A 25,150-nucleotide genomic window follows, 5' to 3' on the forward strand; every position below is an offset into this window, starting at 1 on the left:
CTGTGGCGGCGCTCACCCTCTCCAACTTCGCTAAGCTCACCTGCGGTTCGCCAAGGCTCCTTATCCCTCTCCCATCAAGGGAGAGGGGCTGGTGTTCCGCTTTGCGTGCTTGCAGTCCGCCGCTCTTCGCTCATCCGCACCGCGCTCGCGCCGGGCAGGCCCGGGAAGCGGGGCCACATGCCTTGCGCCAGCGCCGTTCGGCTGGCGGAGCGCTTGCCGGCCTGGCTCTCGTAGATCCAGTAGTTGCGCAGCACGATCGGCACGTAGCCGCGGGTTTCCCAATAGGGGATGCTCTCGATGTAGAGCAGCGGATCGCCGCGATCCATGGCGCGGCTGTTCCACTCGGTGATCGGGACGGGGCCGGCATTGTACGCGGCGATCACCTTGGGGAGCAGTCCGCCGGTGCCGTGATGATCGCGCAGCTTCTCGATGAAGGTCTGGCCATATTCGATATTGTGGACCGGATCGACGAGGCGCTGCTGGTCGAACGGCTCGCCGCGCGCGCGGGCGATGTCGCCGGCGGTGCCTGGGCGGACCTGGAGCAGGCCAGCTGCGCCCGCCGGGCTGACCGCGCTTGGGCGAAAGTTCGATTCCTGCAAGGCATGGGCGAAGACCAGCGACTGATCGACCCGCCAGCCGCGGGCGGGGCGCCAGTCCGGCATCGGATAGCGCGCGGCGATGTTGATGCTGGCGCCCTTGGGCCCGTTATGGGCCAGCCAATATTGGGTCGCGGTCAGGTTGAGGTCGGCGGCGAGGTGGAGCAGCGCGTCATGATCGCTAGACGAGCCGAGCCGGGCCTGGTGGCGGATGAACTCGTCGGCGAGCGCGGTCTCGCCGATCTCGGCCAGCGCGAGCGCGGCCTTGACGTTGGGCTTGGCCGCGATCCGGCGCCATTCGGCATCGCGATAATCATGGAGGAGGGCGCTGACCGGCGTCTTGATGCCGAGCGCCTCGCGCGCGAGCTGGCCATAGAAGGTCTCGGGCGAGCGCGCCGCTGTCCTGAGCCGCGTCTGGACGCGCTCGGGCCGCTTGCAGCGCATGTCGGCGCGGGCGGCCCAGTAGTTTCCGGCCGCGCCCAGCTCGAGGTCGGTCGCGCGGGCCGCGACGGCGCTGAAGGCGTTGGAGGCTGCCGCGCAATCGCCCATGCGCCAGGCGGCGAGGCCCAGCGTCCAGCTGCCCTGGAGCGCCCATTCGCCCGAGCCGAGGGCGGCCTGCTCGGCAAGCCTGCGCGCGTCCGCATCGCGGCCGGTGAGGTAATAGGACCAGGCGACGCGCTGGCGGAACTCGGTGCCCGCTTCCGGCGTCAGCGGCTCCAGTGAAGCGGAAAGCTGGGCTTCGGCTTCGCTCGGCTGGTCGGCCACGATCAGCGGCTGGATCACCGCTTCCAGCCTGGCGGCGACGGCATCGGCGTTGGCGAGGCTCCTGGCGCGCTCGCGGCGCGGCTGGCTGCCTTGCCAGTAGAGCTTCTGGGCTTTGGGCAGTTCGGGCGTCTCTTCGGTCCCTCGCGCCGCCGCCAGCCTGGCCAGCTGCGCGGCCTGAGGGAGGTCGGGAGCTTGGGCGATAAGCGCGCGCAGCGGTTCCAGCTCGACCTTCGGCGACCCCTTGGCGAGGTAAAGCTCGGCGCGGGCGGCGGCATGGAGCGGGCCTTCCTCGGCCGCGTCCAGCTTGGCGGACGCCGACGTCCAATCCTCATTGCGGATGGCGGAGAATATCTCGCGATAAGCGGTGCGCTGCGCGTCAGTCAGCACGGGGTCGGGCGCGGAGCGTCTCGCAGCCGCGCTCGAAACGTCGGCGGCGGCCGGCAGGGTCGGCGACAGGGCGACGGCGGCGAGCAGGAGAGCGGAGCGCTTGATCATGGGTTCAGGCCTTGCATCAACATCTGGAGATCGGCCCAGGCATGGGCCTTCAGTTTCGGCGACTTGAGGAGAAGATCGGGCGGAAGCGTTACCAAAGTCCTGACCGGCCCGGCATGGGTGGCCAGGTCGTGCCAGCGGCCACGCGCTTGCGCCATGTTGAGCCCCAACAGGTTCGTCGACGGGGCGTCTCCGAACAGCAGCAAGGCGCGTGGTCGCACGAGCCCGACATGGTGGCGCGCGAGCGCAGCGCAGCGGCCGCCCGCTTCGCCATCGAGGCGGCCGCCCGTCGAGCGCAGACAGGAGAGGGAGGCGAGGTAGATCGTCTCGCGATTGCGCCCGATGGCCGCGAGCATGCGATCGAAGAGCCGGCCGACCTCTCCAGACAGCAAGGTCCCGCTCGCGCAATCCTCGCTGCCCGGCATATCGGCGAGCATCATCAAGCCGGACGCGGGGTCGCCCGAGGGGCAGACGCGGGGCGCACGAGGCGCGGCGAAGGGAAGGGTGGCGCTGTCCTGGAGCCAGGCGCGGAAAAGCGGGAGCTGGTCGGGCGGGTCGTCGCTCTGAGCGCCTTCGGCAATCCCGTCATCCCGGCGAAGGCCGGGATCCAAGAACGCCGGTCTGTGCTGGCTTCCCTCGACCTGTGTTCTTGGGCCCCGGCCTTCGCCGGGGTGACGAGCATGTGGGCCGTTCGGCACGGCTTGAGGGCGCAGCCAATCGCGCGGGGCTTCGTCGACGAAAGTGTCGACCCCCGCATCGCTCCACCATGACAGAAGGCTCGCCGCCTCCGCCGGTGAGATTGGATAACCGCCCCGCTCCATCCCGGTCCGAGTTGGGCGCGCTCCACGCAGGCTGGTCAACCTGCGGATTCCTTCTTATCTGCCAAGCGTTGGCTGTTTGCGACGAGAGGTCGCGACGGCGCCGGAACGGAGCGGACGGGAATGACGGCGACGCGCGAGTCGATGCCTTATGACGTGGTGATCGTGGGGGCCGGACCCGCCGGGCTTTCCGCAGGCATTCGCCTCAAGCAGCTCGCCGAGGAGCGCGGGCAGGAACTCTCGGTCTGCATCCTGGAAAAGGGTTCGGAGGTCGGCGCGCACATCCTGTCCGGCGCGGTTATCGATCCTAAGGGATTGGACGAATTGCTGCCGGACTGGCGCGAGGACGACAGCTGCCTGATGAACCAAGTACCGGTCACGTCCAATCACCATTGGGTGCTGACGCGGACCAAGAAGACAAACCTGCCGCACCTGATGATGCCGAGCTTTCTCGACAACAAGGGCACGTTCACCGGCTCACTCGGCAATCTGTGCCGCTGGCTGGCCGGCAAGGCGGAAGCGCTCGGCGTCGAGATCTTCCCCGGCTTCGCTGCCGCGGAGGTGCTCTACAACGAAAACGGCTCGGTCAAAGGCGTGGCCACCGGCGACATGGGTGTAGCCCGCGACGGCTCGCACAGGCCTGATTATCAGCCAGGCATGGAGCTGCATGCCCGCTACACCTTCTTCGCGGAAGGTGCGCGGGGTCACCTCACCAAGCAGGTCAAGCAGAGGTTCGATCTGGAGGCGAACTGCCAGCCGCAGGTTTACGGCATCGGCATCAAGGAATTGTGGGACATCGATCCCGCCAAGCACGAACCGGGCAAGGTGGTGCACACGCAAGGGTGGCCGCTCACCGGCGCCTGGGGCGGCGGCTGGATCTATCATCAGGCCGGCAATCAGGTCTCGATCGGCTTCGTCGTGGCGCTGAGTTACAAGAACCCGCATCTCTCGCCGTTCGAGGAGATGCAGCGCTGGAAGCAGCATCCCGATATTCGGCCTTTGCTGGAGGGCGGGCGGCGCGTTTCCTATGGCGCACGCGCAATCAACGAAGGCGGCTACCAGTCCATTCCCAAGCTCGCCTTTCCGGGCGGCGCGCTGATCGGCTGCTCGGCGGGGTTCGTGAACGTGCCGCGCATCAAGGGCAGCCACACCGCAATCAAGTCCGGCATGCTCGCCGCCGAGGCCGCCTTCGAGGCGGTGGCGGCCGACCGCGCACATGACACTTTGCAGGCCTATGAGGACGGCCTTCACGGGAGTTGGGTCGCGGACGAGCTAAAGATGGTCCGCAACGTCGAGCCGTTCGTCGCGAAGTTCGGCGCGACCGCCGGCACGCTGCTTGCCGGCACGGATATGTGGATGCGCACGCTCAGGATCGGGCTGCCGTTCACGCTCAAGCACAAGCCGGACCATGAGCAGTTCATGCGCCGCGACATCGCGCCCAGGATCGCCTATCCCAAGCCCGACGGCGTGATCAGCTTCGACAAGCTTTCCTCGGTGTTCCTGTCGAACACCAATCACGAGGAGGATCAGCCGATCCACCTTACTTTGCGTGATCCCGAGGTTCCGACCCGCGTCAACCTGCCCGAATATGATGGGCCGGAGCAGCGTTATTGCCCGGCCGGCGTTTACGAATATGTGGAAGAAGCGGGCAGGTCGCGGCTGCAGATCAACGCGCAGAATTGCGTTCACTGCAAAACCTGCGACATCAAGGACCCGCTGCAGAATATCAACTGGGTGGTGCCCGAAGGTGGGGGAGGTCCGAATTACCCGAACATGTAAGCGCGCCGCCCTGGCGATCGGCGCGGCCCTGCTGCTGCCGGTTAGCGCCTCGGCCAATGTCGATGAGCGCGCCGAGCTCGCCGCTTACGCGCGAGCACGCGGGGCCGACACGTTCGGTGCCTCGGCCGACGCGGCGAGAGGTTATGCGGCCCTCCTGGCGCTCTCGCCCGGCAACGAGCTGGTTGCCGCGCGCGCGCTCAGCCAGGCGATGGCGGCGGGGGACTATCAGGTTGCGCTTCAGGCGGCCCGCATTCTGGACAGGAGCGGGCGCTTGGCGCCCGACTCCCGGTTGCTCCTGCTCACGGAGGCGCTGCGGACGCGCGACTGGAAGGAAGCCGAGACCCAGGTCGCCGCCATCGAAAGCGACCGGGTCTATAGCTTCATGGTGCCGATCCTGCGCGCCTGGATCGCCGTCGACAGGCGCGAGGGTGACCCGCTCGCGATCCTGGAAGCGGCCAAGGCAAACCCGCTGGCCACCGTCTACGCGGCCGAGCATCGCCCGTTCCTGCTGATCGCGGCCGGCAAGCGGAAGGAGGCCGCCGCCGAGCTCCTGAAAGTGATCGAGACCGGCGGCGCGCGCGCGCAGCGGCTCCGGATCGCCGCGGCCGCCTCGCTCCAGCGCAAGGATCGGGAAGGCGCTGCGGCTTTGCTTGTCGGCGAGACGGCCCCGATCAGGGCCGCCCGGGAGCTGCTTGCCAACCGAAAGACGATCCCCGGCGCGATTTCCGGCGCGCGCGCCGGTATTGCCGAGTTCCTGGCCCGCGTGGCGATCGATTTGCACGGGCAGAATGCGACGGCGTTGGGCCTCGCCCATGCGCGCCTGTCCACCTTCCTTGCTCCCGAGAATAGCGAAACCTGGCTGGTCACGAGCGAGCTGCTCGCCGCGCAGGAGAAGAACCGCGAGGCGCTCGCCGTGCTCGCCAGCGTCCAGGCGGACGATCCGTTCGCCGGGAGCGCGACCGACAGCAGGGCGAGGCTGCTGGTCGCGGTCGGTGACAAGGATGCAGCGATTGCCCAGGCGGAAGCGGCGGCGGCTCGCCCTTCATCCGCGGCGTCGGATTGGGTGCGGCTTGGCGAGCTTTATCTCGAGCTCGAACGGCCGGCGGACAGCGCCCGCGCTTATGGCGAAGCGATCGCGCGGGTCCAGGCGGCGCCGGCCACGGGCGAGGCGGAATGGACCTTGTGGCTGCTGCGCGGAAGTGCGCTGGACGAGGCGGGACGCTGGCCCGAGGCCAAGGCGGCGCTCGAACAGGCCCATAAGCTCGCGCCGGACCAGCCGCTGGTGCTGAACTATCTGGGCTACTCGCAGCTCGAGCGGCGCGAGAATCTGGCGGAGGCCGAGAGGCTGATCCGCGAGGCGAGCCGGCTCCGGCCCGACGACGCGGCGATCACCGACTCGCTCGGCTGGGCGCATTACATCCGCGGCAACCTGCCCAGCGCGATCACCTTGCTCGAGAAGGCGGCCCTCGGCCAGCCCGCCGACCCCGCGATCAACGAGCATCTCGGGGATGCATATTACAGCGCCGGCCGGCGCTTCGAGGCCCGATACGCCTGGGAAGCGGCCCTGCTCTATGCCGAGGACGAGGACGCCGCGCGGCTGCGCGCCAAGATCGAGGCCGGCCTGACGCCGAAGCTCGCCGCGCCCTGATGCGCGAGACGGCCTACGCCAAGCTCAACTTGGCGCTGCACGTCCGGGCCAGGGAGCCGGACGGCTACCATCGCCTGGAGACCCTGTTCGCTTTTTGCGAGGATGGCGACGAACTAAGCGTCGCCGCGGACGATGAGCTCGAGTTACGGATCGAAGGGCCGTTCGCGGCCGACCTGGCCGCTGGTGAGGACAATCTGGTGCTTCGTGCCGCCGAAGCCCTGCGGCAGGTTTGCTCCATCACCTCCGGTGCCGCGTTGCGGCTCGACAAGCGACTGCCCGTCGCGTCCGGGATCGGCGGCGGATCGGCGGACGCAGCCGCAACCTTGCGCCTGCTGTGCCGCTTCTGGAGTCTCCGCATGAGCGCGCCGGAATTGCACGCCGTGGCGGCCGGGCTCGGGGCCGACGTTCCCGCCTGCCTGCGTTCCGAGACGGTGCGGGGCGAGGGCAGGGGCGATCGCCTCTCCGCCGCCGAGAATGATCTTGCTGGAGCGCCCGTGCTGCTCGTCAATCCGGGCGTGGCGGTCTCGACACCCGATGTGTTTCGGAACTGGGACGGCGTAGACCGGGGATCCCTCGCCGCGACTTCAGCACGGGCAGCGGCGCTGGAGGGGCGGAACGATCTGGAAGCGCCTGCCACGGCGGTCGCGCCGGTGATCGCCGATGCCCTCCATTTTCTGCAATCATGCGACGGGGTGACGGTGGCGCGGATGTCCGGCTCGGGCGCAACCTGCTTCGCCTTGTTCGAACGGGAAGCCGATCGGGAAGCAGCGGCGGATCACGCCCGGCGTGCGCATCCGGATTGGTGGCAGCTCGCCAGCCACCTGCGTTGACGTCGAGTCGGAGCCTTTACTTCGAGCGTGCGGCTGGATCATCATTCGCGCATGATCGAAAGCTTTCTTCACGGAACGGTGCATGAAGCGCGCGACGATCTGCGTGACGCCATCCAAGCGGATCCGGTGATCTTCAAGCTTTGGCAGAAGCTGACGCCGCTTGGGCGCAACGAGTTCATCTGCTGGGTCGACGACGCCAAACAGGACGCGACCCGTGAGCGGCGGATCGTGCGGACCCGCGAAGAGCTGCTCGAAGGAAAGAAGCGTCCCTGCTGCTGGGCGGGGTGCATCCATCGGACTGACAAAGCTCCGAGCACGTGGCAACGGGCGGTTCTGATCGAGAAGCAGAAGCGATAGCATATGTTCGAACTGACACTTCGCGGCGGTGAGATCGCCATCCTGCGCCTCGATCGCCCCGAAGTGCGCAACGCCATCCCGCTCGCCGGCTGGGCTGAGCTCGAAGAACGGGTCGAGGAAGCGACGGCAGCTGGCGCAAGAGCATTGATCCTCGCCGGCGTTCCGGACGGCGCCTTCTGCGCCGGAGCGGATGTCGCCGACTTCGGTCTGTTCGCAATCGACGAGGGTGCCCGCGCGCGTTTTCGCCTGGCGATCCGCTCCGGGCTGGACCGGCTCCGGGATGCCCCGATCCCGACGCTCGCGATGATCGAAGGCGCGGCTTATGGCGCGGGCCTCGCGCTCGCAATGGCGTGCGACATTCGCCTGGCCGGCGCTGGCGCCCAGCTTGCGGCAACGCCGGCCAAGCTCGGCATCTCCTATCCGCAGGAAGATGTGCACCGGCTCGTTTCGCTGGTGGGGGGCGGACAGGCGGCTCGGCTGCTGCTCAGCGCTGGCAGCATCGATGGCCGCGAGGCCGAGCGGATCGGTCTGGTCGAGCGCTTCTTCGAGAGCGATCTGGAAGGCGAGGCACTCATCCTCGCCAGTCAAATGGCAGCGAACGATCCGGACAGCCTGCGCGTGCTCAAGCGCGGCATCCGTCTCGCCGCGGCCGGAGTCGAGCATGACGCCGAGCAGGACCGCAGCTTCGACGCGCTGCTCGGCTCGGATGCGCTGACGCGCCGCCTCGGCGCCTTGCGCAAGCCCGGCCGCTGATGCTTGCCTGCACACGGGCGATCCCGCAAAGGCGACGCATGCGGATTCCTGCCTGTCTTGCTCTCGTGACCCTGTCGGCATGCGGCGGCGGCGACGAGCAGAAGACGACGGCCACCGCGGCCGCTCCGGCCGAAAACCGGATCGAATGCGCGCTGGGCGGTTCGGAACGGTTCGCGACCACCTGCGCGATCGAGCGCGACCCGAATGACCCGAACAGCCTGACGCTGCGGCACCCGGACGGAGGCTTTCGCAAGCTCCTGGTCACAAGCGATGGGCGGGGCGTGATCGCTGGCGACGGAGCGGCGCGGGCGTCGGTGCAGGTGATCGCGGACAGGCGCATCGAGGTGGCGATCGAAGGTGACCGCTACCGCCTGCCGGCCACCGTCAAGGGCAAGTGAACCCAAACGTCATCCTCACGGCGGCCGAGATGCGCGCGGCCGAGGAGCGTGTGATTGCGGCTGGCACGCTGGTCGAGACGCTGATGGAGCGCGCCGGAATGGCCGCCGCCGAGGCGGTCTGGCGGTTCGCGGGGCCGGTGCCGACGCTGGTCCTATGCGGGCCGGGCAACAATGGCGGCGACGGGTACGTGATTGCGCGGGTCCTCAAGGCGCGCGGCGCCGAGGTCCGCATCGCGGCGCTCGGGAAGCCGGCCAGCCCCGCTGCCCGGGGCGCGCGGGAGCTTTGGGATGGGCCAGTGGAGGCGCTCGATAGCGCCGCGCCCGCGGTGCTGCTGATCGACGCCCTGTTTGGAACCGGGCTGACCCGTTCGCTGGAGGAACAAGCGGCCGCTGCGCTGGCCCGTCTGGCAGCGGGTGCAGCCGTCCGGGTCGCAATCGACCTGCCGAGCGGGGCCGCGACAGACGATGGTTGTATCCTCTCTCCGGTCCCGGACTACCACCTGACCGTCACCTTCGGCGCCCTCAAGCCCTCCCATCTTCTCCAGCCCGCGGCTCGGCACATGGGGCGGGTCGTCGTTGCAGAGATCGGCGTCGACGCGGAGAGCCGCCTGCACCGGATCTCACGGCCGAAGATCGCGGCGCCCGGTGCCGACGGTCACAAATATACGCGCGGCTATGTCGCCGTGCTCGCCGGCGAGATGCCCGGCGCTGCCGCCTTGACCGCCGCCGCCGCCGCGCGAGCCGGGGCCGGTTATGTTCGGCTGGTCTCGCCGGCACCTGTGGCGGGACTGCCGTCGGCGGTGGTGCAGGGTGGAGCGGACGCCGAAGCGGTGCTCGAGGATGGTCGGGTCGGCGCCGTCGTCGTCGGCCCCGGGCTGGGCCGGAGCAATGCCGCGAGGGCGTTGCTGCGCCGGGCTCTGGATTCCGGCCGACCGCTGGTGCTGGATGCGGACGCTCTTGTTCTGCTCGCCGAAGAAGGAATGAGCCCGCTTCACCAGGCCAAGGCGCCGCCGATCCTCAGTCCGCACACGGGCGAGTTCGAGCGGCTGTTTGGCGCCGGGCAGGGAAGCAAAGTCGAGCTTGCGCGTCGGGCCGCCGCGCAAGCTCGCGCCGTCCTGGTCTTGAAAGGCGCGGACAGCGTCATCGCCGCTCCCGACGGCCGGGCCGAGATCGCTCCGCCAGCGCCGGCATGGCTCGCCTCCGCCGGAACAGGCGACGTGCTGGCTGGAATCATCGCCGCCCGCCGCGCGGCCGGGATGCCCGCCTTCGAGGCCGCTTGCGCAGGCGTTTGGCTCCACGGAGAAGCCGCACGGCTTGCCGGGCCGGTGCTGATCGCGGATGACTTGCTCGCCTGGCTCGCGCCCGCTGTCGCGGACTGCTTGTGACTGAAGCCGAGACGATCCTCCGGATCGCCGCGCGCGGGGACGGGGTGACGGCAAGCGGCCGACACGTGCCCTTCACCGCGCCCGGCGATCTCATCCAGCCGGACGGCACGATCCAGGCCGGACCGCATCGCGCCGTTCCGCCATGCCGACACTTCCCGGAATGCGGCGGTTGTCAGCTCCAGCATCTCGATGACGACGCGTTCGCCGGGTTCCTGCGCGATCGGATCGCCTCGGCTCTCGCCGCTCAGGGGCTGGCGGCGCCCGACATCCTCCCCGCCCATGTCTCGCCGCCGGTCAGCCGCCGCCGTGCCGCGCTGCGCGCCGAGCGCCGCGGCAAGCAGGTGCTGCTCGGGTTTAACGCCGAGAAGAGCCACCGCATCATCGACATGCGCGAATGCTTCATCCTGCGGCCGGAGCTGTTCGCGCTGGTGGACCCGCTCCGGCGCCTGATGGGCGAATTGCTCGGGCCACGGGCGAGCGGCGGGGTCCGCATGACTTTGGCCGATCAGGGCGCGGACATCCTGCTCGAGAAGGTGGAGGTGGAGGAACTTGCCGCGACCGAGGCGCTGGCGCGGTTCGCCGAGACCTACCGTCTGGCCCGGCTCGCGATCGACGACGGCTACGGCCCTCAGACTCGCTGGGAGCCGGAGCCGGTCACGGTGACCTTGGGCGGCGTCCCGGTTCCGCTGCCGCACGGCGCCTTCCTCCAGGCGACCGCGGATGGAGAGGCCGCGCTGGTCGCCGCCGTTCGCGGAGCGGTCGGGCCGGCCCGGATCGTCGCCGACCTGTTCGCGGGGCTTGGCACATTCGCCTTGTCGCTCGATGGCCGGGTGCTCGCCGCCGAGGGCTCCCGCGACTCGGCGCTCGCCCTCAAGGCCGCCGCCAACCGGACTCAGAAGCAGGTCTTCGTCGATCACCGCGATCTCTTCCGCCGTCCGCTCGACGCAAAGGAGCTTGCCCGGTTCGAGGCGGTGGTGCTCGATCCGCCCCGCGCCGGCGCCAGGGAGCAGGTCGAGCTGCTCGCCGGATCGGCGATGCCCCGCATCGCCTATGTCTCGTGCAATCCCAGCACCTTCGCGCGCGATGCGAATACGCTGATCGAAGGAGGATACAAGCTCGCCTGGGTGCAGCCGGTCGGCCAGTTCCGCTGGTCCACCCACGTCGAACTCGCCGCCGCCTTTCTGAGGAGCTGAGCGCCAGGCAAGCTAAACAGGACTTCATCGCCGCTCTCGACAGGTGTAGAATAGAAGCGGAAGGAGACCGGAAATGCGTTTCGTGATCCTGCTCGCCGTTCTTGCCACGCCTGCCTCGACCTTCAGCCATCCGTCGCAATCGCCGACGGGCCGCGAGATCAGCGCGCCCGTGCGCGGTGCCAAGCTCGACTGCGTTGCTTATCGGGTCCAGCACGCGCTTCAGGGCCCGAAAAAGCCCGACTTCAACCGGTTGGGCGAGCTGCCGCCGGGCGATCTGCACCTTGCCGTGATGCGTGAGGTCGACGGTTGCCAGGAGCCGGTCATCGTCCGTCAGGACATAGGCGGGTTGCGCGCCGAGCCTGTGCGGCCGGGCCGCCGCTGAGGCCAAAGAAAAACCCCCGCCGGTGAAGGGCGGGGGCTTACTTGCTTAGTTCTTGTGGAACAGCTTGGAGAAGCGGCGCTTCGCCCGCTCCCGCCAATGGCCGCGGTGATAGGCGTCGGACGCCAGCAGCGGCACGACGCTGGTCGCCTCGGCGAACACCATCTGCTCCATCGCGGTCGAGACCTTGCCCCAGCTCGCCGCTTCCTGAAGCGTCGAGGAGGAGCAGGCGCCGTCGCGGACATCCGCCACGGTGATCTGGATGGCGTATTTGTGGACGTCGACTTCCTTGCCGAGGATCTCGGCGCAAACCACCGTGTCCTGGATGAAGTTCTTCGGCACGCCGCCGCCGATCATCAGCAGGCCGGTCTGGCCCGCCGCGATCTTGATGTCGGTCAGCTCGCGGAAATCCGCGATCGAATCCATCGTCAGGTAGGGCTTGCCCTCCTTCATGCGATCGACCTGATGCTTGACGAGCCCGAAGCCCGCCGAGCTGTCGGTGAAGGCCGGGCAGAAGATCGGCACGTCATGCTCGTAGGCGAGCTTGACGAGGCTGTTCTCCTTCTTGCCATTCGTCAGCAGCCAGCGGCCCATCTCGCGAATGAACTCGCGCGAGCTGTACGGGCGGGCCTCGAGGCTGTTGGCGATCTCGCCGATCGTATGATCGGTCTCCTGCAGCTTCTCTTCATCGATATAGGTGTCGTAGATGCGGTCGATATAGAGCGAGCGCAGGGTGTCGTCGTCAGGGATTTCAAGCGCTTGATAATGCTTGTGGCCAAGCGCTTCGAAGAAATCCATGTCGACGATCGTGGCGCCGGTGGCGACGATGCCGTCCACCATGTTGTTGCGCACGAGATCCGCATAAAGGTCCATGCAGCCGCCGGCCGAGGTCGATCCGGCGATGACCAGGAAGATCGAGCAATCCTTGTCGGCGAGCATGGTGTTGTAGATTTCCGCCGCGCGGCCGAGGTCGCGGCTCGTGAAGCTCATCTTCTTCATCGCGTCCACGATCGGGCGCGCGTCAAAGCTGGTGATGTCGATATGCTCGACGACGCTGCCGAGCAGCTCGGCCTTGCGGGTGTCGTTGATCTTGGTCTGGTCGTTCACTTGAGGCTTCTCCAACATCCGCGACGCGCCGGCTTGGCAGCCGGGTCCTTCGGTACATAGTTCACAGATATGGACGGGACCCGGGCTCCCGAAGGCCACGCAGGTCACCGTCCGTCTACACAGACGCGGCTTGCTTAGAGCTTAACCACGTTGCTTCTTGCAACCTCGCGCGCCGGAACATCGGCGTAGAGCGAAGTCATCGGCTCATCCTCGACCACGACGCGAAGATCGGAGCCGAAGCCGTTGAAACCGGTCCGCATCGCGCAGCCATAAGCGCCGAGCATCCCGATCTCGATATAGTCGCCGGCCTGCACGTCGGCCGGCAGCATGAACGGCCCTGCCATATGGTCGAGATCATCGCAGGTCGGCCCGTAGAAGCTGAAGGCGACGTCCCTGGCGTCCGAATCCGGCTCGCGGACGAGCTTCACCGGAAACCGCCAGCCGATATGCGCCGCATCGAACAAGGCGCCGTAAGCGCCGTCGTTGATGTAGAGCTGGTCGCCCCGGCGCTTCTCGACGCGGACCAGCACGCTCGCATATTCCGCGCACAAGGCCCGGCCAGGCTCGCACCACAATTCGGCCGAGTAGGAAATGGGCAGGCTCTCGAACGCCGCGTGGATGACGTCGAAATAAGCTTCGAGCGGCGGCGGCTCCATGCCCGGGTAGGAGGAGGGGAAGCCTCCGCCGACATCGACGATGTCCACGGTCACGGCCGCCTCGACGATCGCCGCGCGAACGCGGCTCATCGCCTCGGAATAGGCGGCCGGGCTCATCGCCTGGCTGCCGACATGGAAGCAGATGCCGAGCGCGTCCGCGGCCTGGCGCGCCGCGAACAGCAGCGCCTTGGTTTCGCCCGGCTCCGCCCCGAACTTCGAAGCCAGGCTGAGCTTCGAATGATCAGAAGAGACGCGCAGCCGAACGCACAGGTTCAGGTCCGCCGCGTTGCCGGTCGCACGCAGGATCTTCTCGAGCTCGTCCATGGTGTCGAGCGAGAAGGTGCGGGCGCCGTGCTGGTGGTACGCCTCCGCGATCGCTTCCTCGGCTTTCACCGGGTGCATGAAGCAAAGCGTCGCTTCCGGAAGAGTCTCAGCAACCAGGCGCACCTCGGCGATCGAGGCGACGTCGTAATGCGTGATTCCGCTGTCCCACAGGATCTGGATCAGGTCGGGCGAAGGGTTCGCCTTGACCGCATAGATCGACCGGCCCGGAAACTTCTCTGAAAAGAAGCGGGCGGCGCGCTGGGCGGCGTGCGGACGAAGCAGGGTCACCGGCTGGACCGGACGCCCTTCAGCGATGGCGGCAACATCCCGGTTGCCGTCGTGGGGCGAAGCTAGCCCCAGCGCGCGATGATGCTTGTGCAATTCAAGGGACCTCCAAGGGGTAGTGACGACCAAGGCTGCCTTGCGGTTATTGGAAGTCCCCATGGGGCAGCGGTGCGCGATATATGGGGGTGGGGGGCGCGTGTAAAGTCCATTAGGCCGCTGCATGAGCGCGTTAACCGCCATACGCCCGACTTGCAGCTTGAGACGGCCGCTCGACCGCTCTAGGTTCACACTTCGTTCCGAAGGGTGAAGCAATGGACGGGTCCGTGTTGACGTTGGTGGTGGCGGCCTTGGCGATGCTTGCGGCGCTTTTGCTCGGCTGGATCCTTGGGGGCAGGGCATTGAAGCCCTTGCAGGCCGATCTTCAATCTGCCCGCGAGGAGCGCGACAGCCTCAGGAGCGAGGTCGAGTCTTGGCGCACCAGGTTCAACGATGCGATCAGGGACCTTGCGACCGAATGCGAGCGGAACAAGCGCCTGGCCAGTTTGGAGACCGAACTGGCGGACGAGCGTGCGGCGAGTGCGGAAGCGCGTTCGGAAGCAGACCGCCTTCGTCCCGTCGCGGAGCGGGCGGAGCGCCAGGATCGGGAGCTGGCGGATCTGCGCGCCGAAAAGGAACAACTCACCGCCGCCAAGGCCGCCTTCGAACGCGGCGAGGCCGAGCGCAGCCAGTCCCACGAGAAGCAGCTGGGCCAATTGAAGGAGATCGAAGCCAAACTCGAGGCGCGCTTCGGCGAGCTTGCAGGAAAGGCCGTCGATGGCGCGCACGATCGTTTCCTGAAGCAGGCGGAGGAGCGGTTCGGCCATGCCGGCCGGCAGAATGAGGAAAAAATCAAAGCTCTGCTGCAGCCCGTTCATACGACGCTTGAACGTTACGAGCAGGGGCTGAAGGTGGTGGAGCAGGCCCGTACCGACAGCTATGGCGCCCTCAAGGAAGCCGTCGCACAGCTTTCGGTGGGCAATGAGGTCGTACGCCGCGAAACACAGCGGCTTGCCAACGTGATGCGTTCGAGCCCCAAGGCGCGCGGGCGCTGGGGCGAGGAGCAGCTGCGCACCATCCTGGAGTCCGCGGGCCTGGCCGAGAATGTCGACTTCACTCTCCAGGCGACAGTGAGCGATGGTGAGCGCCAATTGCGCCCCGATTGCGTGATCAACCTGCCGGGCGATCGCTGCATCGTGGTGGACGTGAAATGCCCCCTGGTCGCGTTCGAACAGGCGTTCGAGGAAGAGGACGAAGCCAGGCGCATCGAGCACCTGCTGCAGCATGCAATGGCGATGAAGAGCTATGCCAACGACCTTGGCCGCAAGGGCTATTGGCGTCAGTTCGAACGCTCGCCCGATTTCGTCATCATGTTCATCCCGGGCGAGCATTTCCTCTCCGCCGCCGCCGAGCGCGCGCCGGACCTGATCGAGAGCGCGTTCAAGAACGGCGTGATCATCGCCTCCACGATCAACATGCTGGCGCTCGCCAAGATCATGGCCGGCATGTGGCGGCAGGAAAGCCTCGCGGCCCAAGCCAAGGAAGTCGGGGAGGTCGGCAAGGAGCTCTACAAGAGGCTGGTCACCATGGCGGGCCACGTGAAGAAACTCGGGACCAATCTCAACCAGGCGTCGAATGCTTACAACAGCTTCGTCGGCAGCCTTGAGAGTCAGGTGCTGACCCAGGCGCGCCGGTTCGAGGAGCTGAAGGTGGAAACCGGCGGCACGAGAATCGAGTCGCTCCCGATTGCGGAGGTCGCGATCCGTCCGCTCACCAAGCTGGTCGCCCCGGACCTTCCCGAGGCAGCCGAATAGCACGGCTCGCGGGGGCGGGGCTGACGGCTATCTCGGCATCAGCACCGCATCGACGACGTGAATCACCCCGTTGGACTGCAGAATGTCGCCCTGCGTCACGCGTGACTGGCCACCCTTTGCGTCGGTGATGACCAGAGCGCCGTCCGCCTCGGCGATCGTCAGCTTGCCGCCGCGCACGGTCGCAAGCTCCGTCTTGCCGCCGCGGCGGCGTATCGCCGCCCTCAGATCGGCTGCGGTCACGACGCCAGGCACGACGTGGTAGGTGAGGATGCCGGTCAGCGCCGCTTTCGACTCCGGCCGCATCAGCCCTTCCGCTGCCCCAGCGGGGAGCTGTGCGAAGGCGGCGTTGGTCGGCGCGAAGACGGTGTAGGGGCCGGCGCCGGCCAAGACTTTCTCGAGTCCAGCCGCCTTGACGGCCGCGCCGAGCGTCGTGTGGTCTGCCGACTGGCCAACACCCTCCAACAGCGTCTTGGCTGAGGTGGGCGCGGGAGCCGAGCTGACGGTTCCGCCCGCCGAAGCCGATCCGGCCGGCGGCGCATTCCCGGCCTGGTTGCCCGCTGCGTTCTGATCTGCGCAGGCGCCCAGCGCCAGGAAACAAGTCAGGCTGAGAGCAAGGCGAACGGGCATCTGGCACACTCCCACAATTCAGCGCACCAGATGCCGTTCCGCCCGCGTCATGACAAGCCTCGGGTCAGCTGAGCGACGATCTGCTCGATGATCATCGACTGCGGATCGACCTCGTAGATGTTGCCGTCCGCATAGCGGTACATGGATTCGTCGCTGTCCTGATACTGGTCGCGATACTCCATAGGCAGGTTGTACGCATCGTAGCCGGACGGGAGCTGCTGCCCGACATTGAGGTCTCCGCCCAGCAACGCCACCACGGCCTCGATCATCTGGCTCTGCGGATCTACCTGGTAGATGGCGTCGTCACCATAACGGTAGAGCGAGTCGTCGCTGTCCTGGAAATCGTCGCGGTAGGACATCGGCAGGTTGTAGGCGTCGTAACCGGCGGGAAGGACTTCACCGATGCCGAACCCGCCGCCCAGCAACGGAATCAGGCTCTCGATCAGTCCCGACTGACCGTCCACGCCATAGATGTAGCCGCTGTCATCGTAGCGATATCGGTAATCGGGCGTGTCCTGATACCAGTCCTGATATTCGGACGGCACGTTGTAGCTGCTGTAATAAGCGACGGGCAGCGCCTGGCCCACCGCGAACAGTTTCCTGGCCTGTCCGGGTGGCAGGCAGCCATTGTTCTTTCGCGCGAGCCCGGGCGGGCAATCGGAAGCGTAACGCTCACCCGCGTAGCGTTGGCCGGCGTAGCGATCTCGATAGCGTTCACGAGGGGCGTCCAGCCGCCGATCCTCGTAGCGGACCCGGCGCAGATCCTGACCTCGTTCGGCGCGCACAACGCGGTCCGCGCGCTTGGCTTCAGCCTTCCAGGCCTTTTTCTCGACCTTGGTGAAGCTGCGCTTCTCGGCCTTGCGCTCCGCGCGTGCCCACTTCCGGTCGGCTTTTGCAGGCTTGCCGCTCCAATCTCGGCGGCGCCCCTCGCGGGCAAAGGCGGGCTCCGCCTTGCGATGCTCGCGGAACACCGGGCGATCGAACTGGCCGCCGCCCCGATGTTCGGCCTTGTGAGGCTTGCCGCCCCCACCGCCGCCGGCGTGGTGCTTCCCGCCGCCTCCACCCTGATGCTTCTGGGCGTTCCCACCGCCGCCGCCGTGACCGCCACCGCCGTGGCCGCCGCCTTCATGCTTCTCGGGCTTGCCCCCTCCGCCGCCGCCCGGCTTGGCTGATGCCGGAATGCTCGCCGTCAGCGCAATGGCGCCGGCGATCAAAATTGCACTGCGCATAAGCATACTCCTTTTGCGGTTGAAACCTGCCTCGGGGGGCGGTGTTCCGGAAAAGGGGCTTGCACGACGCGCAGTGAACTTGGCCGGTACCGCGCCTTCATCGGGCGTTCAGGACGGCGGAAAGGGGCGGGCGGTCAGGTCAGGGAGTAACCGCCGCCCGCCCAGAGGCAGGAGCCGGTGATCCCGACTCGTTGCGACCCATCCCACTTAGCGCGTTAACCAAGATTAACAAGCGGTACCGCGAAGCCCGCGAAACCCATTTGCCGCCCAGTCAGCCCTCACTGATCAGAGGGTCACTCAATCCCATATGCTGCGGCGGAGCGTGATCCATATGCACGTGCCCTTTCAGGTGTCGAACTCCTTGAGCGGTGATCCGTTGGCCTTGCCGATGCTGCCGCCCTTGTTGCGTCACATTGCCGTGCTTATAGGCACCTCGAACTCCCCAATCAGGAAAACGTAATGAGCCTCCGCAACGTGGCGATCATCGCCCACGTCGATCATGGCAAGACGACGCTCGTCGACCAGCTGTTCCGCCAGTCCGGCACGTTCCGCGACAACCAGCGCGTTGAAGAGCGGGCGATGGACTCGAACGACCTCGAGAAGGAGCGCGGCATCACCATCCTTGCTAAGTGCACCTCCGTCGAGTGGGAGCATGGTGGCGAGACGACGCACATCAACATCGTCGACACGCCGGGCCACGCCGATTTCGGCGCGGAGGTCGAGCGCATCCTCTCCATGGTCGACGGGGTGATCCTGCTGGTGGACGCGGCCGAAGGGCCAATGCCGCAGACGAAGTTCGTCACCGGCAAGGCGCTGAGCCTCGGGCTGCGCCCGATCGTGGTGGTCAACAAGATCGATCGTCCCGACGCCCGGCCGGCCGAAGTGCTCGACGAATGTTTCGAACTGTTCCTGAGCCTCGACGCGACCGACGAGCAGCTCGACTTCCCGGTGCTCTACGCGTCTGGCCGCAACGGCTACGCCGGCGAGACCGACGATGTGCGCTCGGGCGACCTCACGCCGATGTTCGAGACGATCGTCAGCCACGTTCCCGCGCCCGGCCTCGACCCCGACGGACCGTTCAAGATGCTGGCGACCCTGCTCGACCGCGACAATTTCCTCGGCCGCATCCTGACCGGCCGGATCGAGAGCGGCCGGCTCAACGTGAACAGCCTGATCAAGGCGATCGACGTCGAGGGCAACGAAGTGGAGGCGGGGCGCGCCACCAAGGTGTTCGCCTTCCGCGGCCTCGAGCGCGTCCCGGTCGAAAGCGCCGAAGCGGGCGAGATCGTCGCCATCGCCGGCCTCATCAAGGCAACCGTGTCCAACACCTTCGCCGACCCGTCCGTAACCGAGCCGCTGCACGCGCGTCCGATCGACCCGCCGACCCTGGCGATGAGCTTCGCGGTCAACGACAGCCCCTATGCGGGCCGCGACGGCGACAAGGTGCAAAGCCGCGTCATCCGCGACCGATTGGAGCGCGAGGCCGAGACCAACGTCGCCATCCGCCTCACCGAAAGCCAGGAACGCGACGCCTTCGAAGTGGCCGGGCGCGGCGAGCTTCAGCTCGGGGTGCTGATTGAGACGATGCGCCGCGAGGGCTTCGAGCTGTCGATCAGCCGTCCGCGCGTGCTCTTCCAGGACGGCCCGAACGGCCGCGAGGAGCCGTACGAGACCGTCGTCATCGACGTCGACGACGAGCATTCGGGCACGGTCGTCGAGAAGATGGCGATGCGGAAGGGCGAGATGACGGACATGCGCCCGTCCGGCGGCGGCAAGACGCGGCTCACCTTCTCGGCGCCGTCGCGCGGCCTGATCGGCTATCACGGCGAATTCCTGTCCGACACGCGCGGCACCGGCATCATGAACCGCCTGTTCGAGAAATACGGTCCGTATCGTGGCCCGATCCAGGGGCGGCAGAACGGCGTGCTGATCTCGATGGAGCAGGGCGAGGCTGTCGCCTACGCGCTCAACATGATCGAGGAGCGCGGCGTGCTCTTCATCTCGCCGGGAGACAAGCTTTACGAGGGCATGGTGATCGGCGAGAACGCGAAGCCGCAGGACCTTGAGGTCAACCCCCTCAAGTCCAAGCAGCTCACCAACTTCCGCGCTTCCGGCCCGAAGGACGAGAGCATCCGCCTGACGCCGCCGCGCCGCATGACGCTGGAGCAGGCGATCGCCTACATCCAGGACGATGAACTGGTCGAGGTCACACCCAAGGTGATCCGCATCCGCAAGCGCCATCTCGACCCGCATGAGCGCAAACGCGCTTCGCGGCGCAGCGAGGCGGCTTAGGCTGTCGCGGCTCGCCGCCGGTTCGGCTACAAGCGGCCGATGAGGATTGCGATTCTGATGGCCAGCCTTCTGGCTGCCGCCTGCGGAGAGGCCGTCAAGGACGACCATTTTGCGCAGGATCTGAACCAGCAGCCGGCTGCGCCGCCGCCAGCGAGCGTGCCCGAAGCCGTGCCCGTCCGGATTGGCGAGATGGGCGCCAGCTTCGATGCGTGCGGGACCGCGGGGACGACACGGCATCTTGACGCCGGAGCGGCGCTGCCGGTCAGACTTGCGCCGTTCGAGGCGGCGGCGGAGACCGGGCGCATGCCGGCCGGGGCACGCTTCTTCATCTGCGCGCGCTCGCACGATCAGCGCTGGCTGGGCGTCGTCTTCAATGATGCGGGCTCTCTTGGCCCGGAGTGCGGCGTCTCCTCGCCGATCACGAGCCGGCGGGCGTATGACGGCCCATGCCGGTCTGGATGGGTACCCAGCGCATTCGTCAAGCTGATTGCCGGCTGAGGATCGCGCCGGTGCGGCTCGCTTACCGGGTTGCTGGCATCCTTTCGCTCGCGCTGGGTTTCGTCGGGATATTCCTGCCGTTGCTTCCCACCGTCCCGTTCGTGCTACTCGCCGCCTTCTGCTTCGCCCGCGGCAGCCCGGCCTGGGAAGCACGCATCCTCGCCGACCCTCGCTTTGGGCCGCATATCCGCGCCTGGCGCGAGCAGGGCAGCATCAGCCGGCGCGGCAAGCGCGCGGCGGTGGCGGCTTTCGGGATCAGCGCTCTGATCGGCTTCGCCCTGCTGTCGTGGCCGGCCGCGCTTATCCCGGCGGCGGCAGCACTCATTGGCTCCACATGGATTCTGACCCGCCCGACAAGCACGTAAGTTGCTGAATTATCAGTGATATTCGTAGTGGTTCCGCGGGTCGTCGCCGATTCAGCCCGACTCGTCCGGCCGCTCGCCCCCGTCGCGTTGACTCGCTTGTCGATTTTAACCAAAGCCGCGTCACCACTGAGCGGGAGCGGGTCAGCCGGCGACGGAGCGGGCGACCAAGCGAGACGGGGGGCTGACGGGACGCGCAAGGATCGCGTCGCCGCGCACATGCCCACCGCATGGAACTAGGGACTTGAATGAACCGATTTGTTCGGGCCGGCGGCATTGCCGCGGCTGCGCTGGGTCTTGCCTTGTCTTCCGTGATCGCCGCGCCCTCCGAGGCGGGCGAAGTGGGGGCTCCGGCCACTGCTTCCTATCTGGACCATGCCGAAGCGCTGATTGAGGGCCACTCCGCTCCGAGCAACGAAACTGTGGTAGCCGACGCAACGGGCATCGAGACGCAGATTGCGGCTCACTCGGCGGCTCGCATTGCGGGCGAGCTGGTGGCATTTGCTGATGCGTCGGTTCCCCGTGCCCGCTCCCTCTCGGAGATGGTGACGCAGCTGGCGCACACCGATGTGCCTGACGCGCAGCGGCATTGCCTGGCGGGCGCAGTCTACTTCGAAGCGCGCGGCGAGCCGATCGAAGGGCAATTGGCAGTCGCCGAGGTCGTGCTGAACCGCGCCGCCTCCGGAAAGTATCCGTCCACCATCTGCGAAGTGGTGACGCAGAAGGCGCAATTCTCCTTCATCCGCAACGGCGAATTCCCGCCGATCAACAAGAGCAGCAAGGCCTGGGGCAAGGCCGTCGCGATCGCGCAGATCGCCGCCAGCCAGCTTGACGACAAGCTCAAGTCGGACGTGCTCTGGTACCATGCCGATTATGTCGCGCCGAGCTGGGGCAAGCGCCTCAGCCGCGAAAAGAAGATCGGGCTTCACATCTTCTACAGCTGATCAGGCGCGCAGCGTCCTGAACGTGATCGAGTAACGCAATTCCTCGACCGCGGGGATGCTGTGCTCCCACTCGGATCGCGCCTCTCCGGTCAGATGGTATGCCGAGCGCGGCTTGGCGATCAGGTCCGCACGCTCCCACTTGGTTTCGCACCTGCGACGAAAGCGAAGGCGCGCCGGGGAGAGGAGGGACAGGCCGACGACCTCACCGAAGACGGGCCGATCGCGATGCCAGCCGATCGCGGCGCCAGGTGCATATTCGGTCACAAGCACATGCTCGAGTGCGTTCGGGGCGAGGCCGGCGAAGCGGGACGCGGCGTCGCGGACTGGTAGCAGGAAATCGGGGATCGGTTCGGCACGGTGCAGGCCGCTGCCGTCGAAGGCATAGCGCCAGCCGAACGAAACCACGCGACGATTGCCGGTGAAGCCCTGGAACTGGAAAGGGCGGAACGGGAGCGCGACCATGGCATCGGCCAGCGAGGCCTCGTTCTCAGGCGTGATCACGTCCGGCGCATAGCGCAGTCCCGCAGGGAGAGCGGGCGCGGTTGGAAACAAGTCGAGCTGACCGGGAGTCATTGCCTCGCCCAATCCCGATCGAACGATCTCATCGTCAGCATTTCGGTAAGGATTGTTGAGGCATAAGCGTCGCGAACCGTTTCCGGGGGGACAATGCACGATATCCGCTCAACATTCGTCGCGGGCGAAGGGGTGCACAGGCCCAGCTTGGTTGCGCCCAAGCAGAAGAAGGCGGAGCCTAAAGGGGCGAGCCTGACGGCGATCGCAGTCAACCGCTCGGCGGCCCGGATCACCAATCACCGCCGCGAGGACCGGCTGCGCGATCTCACCGATGCCGCCACTGTGACATTCCGCCGCAAGAAGGTGCAGGTGTCGATCGTCAACTTGTCCTCGCTGGGCGCGATGATCGAGAGCGACATCGAGCCTCGGATCGGCGAGATCCTCCAGATCCAGTTCGCCGACTGCAACCGGACGCGCTGCACGGTGCGCTGGGTGAAGGGCAACCGGATCGGCCTTGAATTCGAGCAGCAGACCGACATCGTCGGCCTCGCCAAGACACGCGCTTTCGTGGTGGCTTCGCACTCGCAGGCGTCCGTAATTCCGGAGCGCACCAGCAAGCCCTTGTCGATGCGGGCGGCGCGCCACGGCCTGATCTGGACCGGAACGCTCTACTGGAGTTTCGAGGCGTTCAACGTCCGCTTGCGCAACATCTCGGCGGACGGTGCGATGCTGGAGTGCGAGCGCAGCCTTGCGCCCGGTTCCGCGGTTCGTCTGAATCTTGCCGAGGCTGGCACGCTGACCGGCGAGGTGCGCTGGTGCCGGGCGGGCCAGATGGGGGTCCTGTTCGACGAGAAGTTCGATCTTCGGTTGCTGGCCAACGCCAAGCCGTCCGGCTGTGCGGCAGACCATATGCTGAAGCCCGAATATCTGAAATCGGACGGCAGCAAGGATTCCCCGTGGGCGGCGATGTGGGACAAGTTCCTGCCCGACGACCTGACGCCGCAGCCCTGATTTCTAGCGAAGGACGAAAGCCAGACCCTTAACGCCGTCGTAACCAAATTGCCTGCATATGCTTTGGCATGTGAAAGAAGGGGCGGGGTGCCCCCTCGGATGCGAGTAACAGTCCCGGGAGAGCAAGATGGAGTCAAATCACCGCTACTTCTCCAGGCGCGCGCATGAAGAAAAGCGCGCCGCCCAGCGCGCAATGACGCCGCAGGCACAGGCCTGGCATCGCGAACTGGCGGAGGACTTCGCCCGAAGGGCCGAGCAGCATGCCACGGTGCTGCAGGCTCTCTAGTCAGAGAGCCTGCACCTGAGCGTCCCCGTCCTTAGCAGCGGCGCCCGATTTCCCGACCGAGCAGCGCGCCTGCCGCACCGCCGATGATCGCACCGGTCGTGCCTCCGCCCCGACGATAGCCGTAATAGCCGCGCCGGCCTCCGCGCCCGATTTCCCGACCGAGCAGAGCGCCGGCAGCGCCTCCCACGATCGCGCCCGTGGTCCCGCTTCCGCAGCGATGACGCTGGCCATAGTAACGGTCCCGATGGCTGTAGCGGCTGTAATGACGCGGCGCGTAGCCGTGGCCGTAATAGCCGCGATCGACATAGTAGGTGCGGGGGTAATAGGCCGGCGCATAATGGCGCGGCGCGTAGTAGTGACGCGGGGCGTAATAGCTGCGGGCGTAGTAAGGATCGTGATAGCCGTAGCCGTACCCGCGCGCTTCTGCGGCGGACGGCACCGCGGCGAAAGCGCCGAACAGGGCGGCTAGGCTGAACAGGAACTTCTTGAGCATGGTACAGGCTCCTCCGGTGAACCGGGCGCGAGCGCAAGGAGGCCGACTCGGCCGTCCCAAACGCCCGTCCCGGATACCTTGTTAACCAAGCAGAGCCTGAGCCGCCGATGAACGGCTGTTCAGGGGCGCCGGGCTTCTCAACGCTTTTCAGCGGCTTGGCTGGCGAGTAGCGTCCGCCGCCATGAAGCTCTTCGCCATGATCGCCGCCGCGGCCGCCCTGATCGCTGCAGCCCCGGCCGCCGCCCAGTCCGCTTACGCCGACATGCTGAACGAGAAGCAGGTGACGCTGCGGGACTTCCGCTTCCGCACGGGCGAGCGGCTGCCGGAGTTGCGCATGCATGTCGCGACGCTCGGCAAGCCGAGGCGCGACCGGAGCGGCGGGATCGTCAATGCGGTGATGGTGCTGCACGGCACCGGCGGGACCGGGCGGCAGTTCCTCCAGCCGCAGTTCGCGGAAGAGCTGTTCGGACCGGGGCAGCCACTCGACATCAGCCGCTATTACGTGATCCTGCCGGACAATATCGGCCACGGGAAATCGTCGAAGCCGAGCGACGGCATGCGCATGCGGTTTCCCAAGTACGACTATGACGACATGGTCGAGGCGCAGCGGCGGATGCTGGTCGAGGGCCTTGGCGTGCGCAAGCTTCGCCTGCTGATGGGCACGTCGATGGGCTGCATGCACGGCTTCGTGTGGGCCCAGACGCACCCGGACTTCGCGCGGGCGATGATGCCGATGGCCTGCCTGCCGACCGAGATCGCCGGCCACAACCGGATGTGGCGCAAGGCCGCGGTGGAGGGGATCCGAAGCGATCCCGCCTGGGCCGGCGGCAACTACGGCACGCAACCGCTGCAAGGCCTGCGCACCGCCGTCAGCATCCTCCAGATCGCCGGTTTCGCGCCGCTCCATCTGCAGAAGGCCTATCCGACCCGCGACGCGGCCGACGCCTACATCGTCGAGCGGATCGCGCGCGACATTCCGACCCGGGACGCCAACGACCTGATCTATCAGCTCGAAGCCTCGCGGACCTATAATCCGTGGCCGCGGGTGGAGAGCATCCGCGTGCCTATGACCTGGGTCAACTCCGCCGACGACTTCATCAACCCCTCCGAATACGGGATCGCCGAGGACGCCGCTCGCCAGATGCCGACCGCGCGCTACATCCTTATCCGCGCCACCAGCGACACACGCGGGCACGGGACGCACACCTGGGCCAAGTTCTGGCGGCAGGACTTAATTGACCTGCTCGCCCGAACGGAGAAATGACCTCGTCCTGGTGGAG

At 67.0% G+C, this 25,150-nt stretch carries 25 protein-coding genes; 17 read left to right on the forward strand and 8 right to left on the reverse strand.

Annotated elements, in window-relative coordinates; translation table 11 throughout:
* Positions 1-74: 74 nt before the first annotated feature.
* Entirely contained in the window at positions 75-1,856 is a 1,782-nt protein-coding gene (locus tag VF631_RS04815; protein WP_431849142.1) for a lytic transglycosylase domain-containing protein, read from the reverse strand.
* Complete coding sequence (locus VF631_RS04820; protein ID WP_431849143.1) at positions 1,853-2,713, reverse strand: uracil-DNA glycosylase family protein; 861 nt, start codon at positions 2,711-2,713, stop codon at positions 1,853-1,855. The genes VF631_RS04815 and VF631_RS04820 overlap by 4 nt, the downstream gene beginning before the upstream one ends.
* Positions 2,714-2,794: 81 nt before the next feature.
* Between VF631_RS04820 and VF631_RS04825 the strand changes: the two genes are divergently transcribed.
* From VF631_RS04825 to VF631_RS04865, 9 genes are all read left to right on the forward strand, one after another.
* A complete protein-coding gene (locus tag VF631_RS04825; protein WP_431849144.1) occupies positions 2,795-4,450 on the forward strand; it encodes an electron transfer flavoprotein-ubiquinone oxidoreductase in 1,656 nt (551 codons plus the stop codon).
* Entirely contained in the window at positions 4,419-6,098 is a 1,680-nt protein-coding gene (locus VF631_RS04830; protein ID WP_431849145.1) for a tetratricopeptide repeat protein, read from the forward strand. Before VF631_RS04825 ends, VF631_RS04830 begins: the two co-directional genes overlap by 32 nt.
* Complete coding sequence (locus tag VF631_RS04835; protein ID WP_431849146.1) at positions 6,098-6,928, forward strand: 4-(cytidine 5'-diphospho)-2-C-methyl-D-erythritol kinase; 831 nt, start codon at positions 6,098-6,100, stop codon at positions 6,926-6,928. Before VF631_RS04830 ends, VF631_RS04835 begins: the two co-directional genes overlap by 1 nt.
* A gap of 51 nt (positions 6,929-6,979) precedes the next feature.
* Positions 6,980-7,285, forward strand: coding sequence for a YdeI/OmpD-associated family protein (locus VF631_RS04840; RefSeq protein WP_431849147.1), 306 nt, complete (start codon positions 6,980-6,982; stop codon positions 7,283-7,285).
* Positions 7,286-7,288: 3 nt separating this feature from the next.
* Positions 7,289-8,038 (forward strand): enoyl-CoA hydratase/isomerase family protein, encoded by a 750-nt coding sequence (locus VF631_RS04845; protein WP_431849148.1) that lies wholly within the window; start codon positions 7,289-7,291, stop codon positions 8,036-8,038.
* 38 nt (positions 8,039-8,076) lie between these two features.
* On the forward strand, positions 8,077-8,436 hold the full coding sequence (locus VF631_RS04850; RefSeq protein ID WP_431849149.1) for a hypothetical protein: 360 nt from the start codon (positions 8,077-8,079) through the stop codon (positions 8,434-8,436).
* Positions 8,433-9,821 carry an NAD(P)H-hydrate dehydratase gene (locus VF631_RS04855; RefSeq protein WP_431849150.1) on the forward strand — a complete coding sequence of 463 codons (1,389 nt, stop codon included), beginning with the start codon at positions 8,433-8,435 and terminating at the stop codon, positions 9,819-9,821. Before VF631_RS04850 ends, VF631_RS04855 begins: the two co-directional genes overlap by 4 nt.
* Positions 9,818-11,014, forward strand: a complete 1,197-nt coding sequence (locus VF631_RS04860) for a class I SAM-dependent RNA methyltransferase (protein ID WP_431849151.1) — start codon at positions 9,818-9,820, stop codon at positions 11,012-11,014. The genes VF631_RS04855 and VF631_RS04860 overlap by 4 nt, the downstream gene beginning before the upstream one ends.
* A gap of 73 nt (positions 11,015-11,087) precedes the next feature.
* Positions 11,088-11,396, forward strand: coding sequence for a hypothetical protein (locus VF631_RS04865; RefSeq protein ID WP_431849152.1), 309 nt, complete (start codon positions 11,088-11,090; stop codon positions 11,394-11,396).
* Positions 11,397-11,441: 45 nt separating this feature from the next.
* Here the strand turns inward: VF631_RS04865 and VF631_RS04870 are convergent, their stop codons facing one another.
* Entirely contained in the window at positions 11,442-12,500 is a 1,059-nt protein-coding gene (locus VF631_RS04870) for a 1,9-bis(guanidino)-5-aza-nonane synthase (RefSeq protein WP_431849153.1), read from the reverse strand.
* A gap of 134 nt (positions 12,501-12,634) precedes the next feature.
* Positions 12,635-13,861 (reverse strand): type III PLP-dependent enzyme, encoded by a 1,227-nt coding sequence (locus VF631_RS04875; protein WP_431849154.1) that lies wholly within the window; start codon positions 13,859-13,861, stop codon positions 12,635-12,637.
* A 215-nt stretch (positions 13,862-14,076) separates the two neighbouring features.
* Between VF631_RS04875 and rmuC the strand changes: the two genes are divergently transcribed.
* On the forward strand, positions 14,077-15,615 hold the full coding sequence (gene rmuC, locus VF631_RS04880) for a DNA recombination protein RmuC (RefSeq protein WP_431849155.1): 1,539 nt from the start codon (positions 14,077-14,079) through the stop codon (positions 15,613-15,615).
* Between the two features lie 27 nt (positions 15,616-15,642).
* Here rmuC and VF631_RS04885 read toward each other — a convergent pair whose 3' ends face one another.
* Both VF631_RS04885 and VF631_RS04890 read right to left on the reverse strand, forming a co-directional pair.
* Positions 15,643-16,242, reverse strand: coding sequence for a fasciclin domain-containing protein (locus VF631_RS04885; protein WP_431849156.1), 600 nt, complete (start codon positions 16,240-16,242; stop codon positions 15,643-15,645).
* A gap of 47 nt (positions 16,243-16,289) precedes the next feature.
* On the reverse strand, positions 16,290-17,471 hold the full coding sequence (locus VF631_RS04890; protein ID WP_431849157.1) for a hypothetical protein: 1,182 nt from the start codon (positions 17,469-17,471) through the stop codon (positions 16,290-16,292).
* A gap of 459 nt (positions 17,472-17,930) precedes the next feature.
* Between VF631_RS04890 and typA the strand changes: the two genes are divergently transcribed.
* From typA to VF631_RS04910, 4 genes are all read left to right on the forward strand, one after another.
* Entirely contained in the window at positions 17,931-19,763 is a 1,833-nt protein-coding gene (typA, locus tag VF631_RS04895; RefSeq protein ID WP_431849158.1) for a translational GTPase TypA, read from the forward strand.
* Between the two features lie 57 nt (positions 19,764-19,820).
* A complete protein-coding gene (locus VF631_RS04900) occupies positions 19,821-20,261 on the forward strand; it encodes a hypothetical protein (protein ID WP_431849159.1) in 441 nt (146 codons plus the stop codon).
* 11 nt (positions 20,262-20,272) lie between these two features.
* On the forward strand, positions 20,273-20,626 hold the full coding sequence (locus tag VF631_RS04905; protein ID WP_431849160.1) for a YbaN family protein: 354 nt from the start codon (positions 20,273-20,275) through the stop codon (positions 20,624-20,626).
* Between the two features lie 245 nt (positions 20,627-20,871).
* Positions 20,872-21,567, forward strand: coding sequence for a cell wall hydrolase (locus tag VF631_RS04910; RefSeq protein ID WP_431849161.1), 696 nt, complete (start codon positions 20,872-20,874; stop codon positions 21,565-21,567).
* Here VF631_RS04910 and VF631_RS04915 read toward each other — a convergent pair whose 3' ends face one another.
* Positions 21,568-22,140 carry an alpha-ketoglutarate-dependent dioxygenase AlkB gene (locus VF631_RS04915; RefSeq protein WP_431849162.1) on the reverse strand — a complete coding sequence of 191 codons (573 nt, stop codon included), beginning with the start codon at positions 22,138-22,140 and terminating at the stop codon, positions 21,568-21,570.
* A gap of 132 nt (positions 22,141-22,272) precedes the next feature.
* On the opposite strand from VF631_RS04915, the gene VF631_RS04920 reads away from it, so the two are divergent.
* Both VF631_RS04920 and VF631_RS04925 read left to right on the forward strand, forming a co-directional pair.
* Complete coding sequence (locus VF631_RS04920; RefSeq protein WP_431849163.1) at positions 22,273-23,091, forward strand: PilZ domain-containing protein; 819 nt, start codon at positions 22,273-22,275, stop codon at positions 23,089-23,091.
* A 127-nt stretch (positions 23,092-23,218) separates the two neighbouring features.
* Complete coding sequence (locus VF631_RS04925) at positions 23,219-23,377, forward strand: hypothetical protein (protein WP_431849164.1); 159 nt, start codon at positions 23,219-23,221, stop codon at positions 23,375-23,377.
* A 31-nt stretch (positions 23,378-23,408) separates the two neighbouring features.
* Here VF631_RS04925 and VF631_RS04930 read toward each other — a convergent pair whose 3' ends face one another.
* On the reverse strand, positions 23,409-23,870 hold the full coding sequence (locus VF631_RS04930) for a hypothetical protein (protein ID WP_431849165.1): 462 nt from the start codon (positions 23,868-23,870) through the stop codon (positions 23,409-23,411).
* Positions 23,871-24,051: 181 nt separating this feature from the next.
* On the opposite strand from VF631_RS04930, the gene VF631_RS04935 reads away from it, so the two are divergent.
* Complete coding sequence (locus VF631_RS04935; protein WP_431849166.1) at positions 24,052-25,134, forward strand: alpha/beta fold hydrolase; 1,083 nt, start codon at positions 24,052-24,054, stop codon at positions 25,132-25,134.
* The last annotated feature ends 16 nt before the right edge of the window (positions 25,135-25,150 follow it).

This window comes from Allosphingosinicella sp., from assembly GCF_036387615.1.
Taxonomy (GTDB): Bacteria; Pseudomonadota; Alphaproteobacteria; order Sphingomonadales; family Sphingomonadaceae; genus Allosphingosinicella.

What these genes read in the sequence shown, in the direction of transcription:
- VF631_RS04815 (WP_431849142.1), bottom strand. Translation starts at nt 1,856, where the DNA reads ATGATCAAGCGCTCCGCTCTCCTGCTCGCCGCCGTCGCCCTGTCGCCG.
- VF631_RS04825 (WP_431849144.1), top strand. Translation starts at nt 2,795, where the DNA reads ATGACGGCGACGCGCGAGTCGATGCCTTATGACGTGGTGATCGTGGGG.
- VF631_RS04835 (WP_431849146.1), top strand. Translation starts at nt 6,098, where the DNA reads ATGCGCGAGACGGCCTACGCCAAGCTCAACTTGGCGCTGCACGTCCGG.
- VF631_RS04840 (WP_431849147.1), top strand. Translation starts at nt 6,980, where the DNA reads ATGATCGAAAGCTTTCTTCACGGAACGGTGCATGAAGCGCGCGACGAT.
- VF631_RS04845 (WP_431849148.1), top strand. Translation starts at nt 7,289, where the DNA reads ATGTTCGAACTGACACTTCGCGGCGGTGAGATCGCCATCCTGCGCCTC.
- VF631_RS04850 (WP_431849149.1), top strand. Translation starts at nt 8,077, where the DNA reads ATGCGGATTCCTGCCTGTCTTGCTCTCGTGACCCTGTCGGCATGCGGC.
- VF631_RS04865 (WP_431849152.1), top strand. Translation starts at nt 11,088, where the DNA reads ATGCGTTTCGTGATCCTGCTCGCCGTTCTTGCCACGCCTGCCTCGACC.
- rmuC (WP_431849155.1), top strand. Translation starts at nt 14,077, where the DNA reads ATGGACGGGTCCGTGTTGACGTTGGTGGTGGCGGCCTTGGCGATGCTT.
- VF631_RS04885 (WP_431849156.1), bottom strand. Translation starts at nt 16,242, where the DNA reads ATGCCCGTTCGCCTTGCTCTCAGCCTGACTTGTTTCCTGGCGCTGGGC.
- VF631_RS04890 (WP_431849157.1), bottom strand. Translation starts at nt 17,471, where the DNA reads ATGCGCAGTGCAATTTTGATCGCCGGCGCCATTGCGCTGACGGCGAGC.
- typA (WP_431849158.1), top strand. Translation starts at nt 17,931, where the DNA reads ATGAGCCTCCGCAACGTGGCGATCATCGCCCACGTCGATCATGGCAAG.
- VF631_RS04900 (WP_431849159.1), top strand. Translation starts at nt 19,821, where the DNA reads ATGGCCAGCCTTCTGGCTGCCGCCTGCGGAGAGGCCGTCAAGGACGAC.
- VF631_RS04910 (WP_431849161.1), top strand. Translation starts at nt 20,872, where the DNA reads ATGAACCGATTTGTTCGGGCCGGCGGCATTGCCGCGGCTGCGCTGGGT.
- VF631_RS04915 (WP_431849162.1), bottom strand. Translation starts at nt 22,140, where the DNA reads ATGACTCCCGGTCAGCTCGACTTGTTTCCAACCGCGCCCGCTCTCCCT.
- VF631_RS04925 (WP_431849164.1), top strand. Translation starts at nt 23,219, where the DNA reads ATGGAGTCAAATCACCGCTACTTCTCCAGGCGCGCGCATGAAGAAAAG.
- VF631_RS04930 (WP_431849165.1), bottom strand. Translation starts at nt 23,870, where the DNA reads ATGCTCAAGAAGTTCCTGTTCAGCCTAGCCGCCCTGTTCGGCGCTTTC.
- VF631_RS04935 (WP_431849166.1), top strand. Translation starts at nt 24,052, where the DNA reads ATGAAGCTCTTCGCCATGATCGCCGCCGCGGCCGCCCTGATCGCTGCA.